We start from the raw sequence: 853 nt of genomic DNA, 5'->3' as shown, positions 1-853 counted from the left end.
GCCCCGTGCGCGCCGACGACGCGGCGTGGTGGCTGGGCCTGCCGAAGCGCGGCGTGCGGGCTGCCCTCGAGCGCGCCGCGAGCCTCGAGCGCTTGCGCGTCGGCGCATCCGACCACCTCGTCGCCGTAGGCGCGCAGCCGCGCGGGCGGCTGGGCGTGACGCTCCTGCCGGGCTTCGACGAGTGGCTCCTCGGCTACCAGGATCGGTCGCTCGGGGCGAGCGCCGCGGCGCTGCGGGCGATGGTACCCGGCGGCAACGGGGTCTTCCGCCCCGTCGTGCTCGTCGACGGCGTCGCGGTCGGCACGTGGCGGCTGCCCGCAGGCCGCGCAGGGTCCGCGCCCGTGCTCGAGCTCGTCGAGCCGGCGGGGGAGCGGGCGCGCGCGGCGATCGAGCGGGCGCTCGAGCGCTGGCCGCACCGCTGAGCCGCTCGCGCGCGGTCAGCCGCCGAGCGCGCCCCGCCAGATGCTGTCGCCGCTGTGGGTCGGGTCGCCGTCGTACGGCTCGACCGACACGTCGACGATCGGGAAGGCCGCGAGGTCGAGGTCGGCCGGCAGCGCGAGCTGCGCGGTCGTGCTGTCCATGACGCCGAGGCTCACCATCTGCTGGGCCTGCGCGTCGAGCAGCCACACGTCGAGGTAGCCGTCGGTCTGCGGGAGCGCGTCGGCGTCGACGACGAGCAGCCGCTGCCCGTCGCGCTCGATCACCTCGGCGCGCGCGGTCGACACCGAGGGCGAGAGCGGGTCGAGCACCGCCGCCGCCACCTCGGTGGGCCGGGGACCGCGGTCGAGCTGCGCGACGACCACGACCGCGAGGGTCGCGGCGACGGCGGCCGACGCGGCGCACGCCGCGGCGA

General features: G+C 78.1%; 2 protein-coding genes. One reads left to right on the top strand and one right to left on the bottom strand.

The window, feature by feature from the left end; all coding sequences use genetic code 11:
- Positions 1–422 (top strand): winged helix DNA-binding domain-containing protein (locus NWP09_RS13035; protein WP_258275915.1); only part of this gene is annotated, 422 nt, incomplete at its 5' end.
- A 15-nt stretch (positions 423–437) separates the two neighbouring features.
- On the opposite strand, the gene NWP09_RS13030 is transcribed toward NWP09_RS13035, so the two are convergent.
- Positions 438–853 (bottom strand): anti-sigma factor (locus tag NWP09_RS13030; protein ID WP_258275914.1); only part of this gene is annotated, 416 nt, incomplete at its 5' end.

Source organism: Agrococcus sp. HG114 (genome assembly GCF_024723325.1).
In the GTDB taxonomy this organism is placed as follows: Bacteria; Actinomycetota; Actinomycetes; order Actinomycetales; family Microbacteriaceae; genus Agrococcus.
Note: the sequence above shows the minus strand (reverse complement) of the source record. Positions and strands in the feature narration are given on the sequence as shown.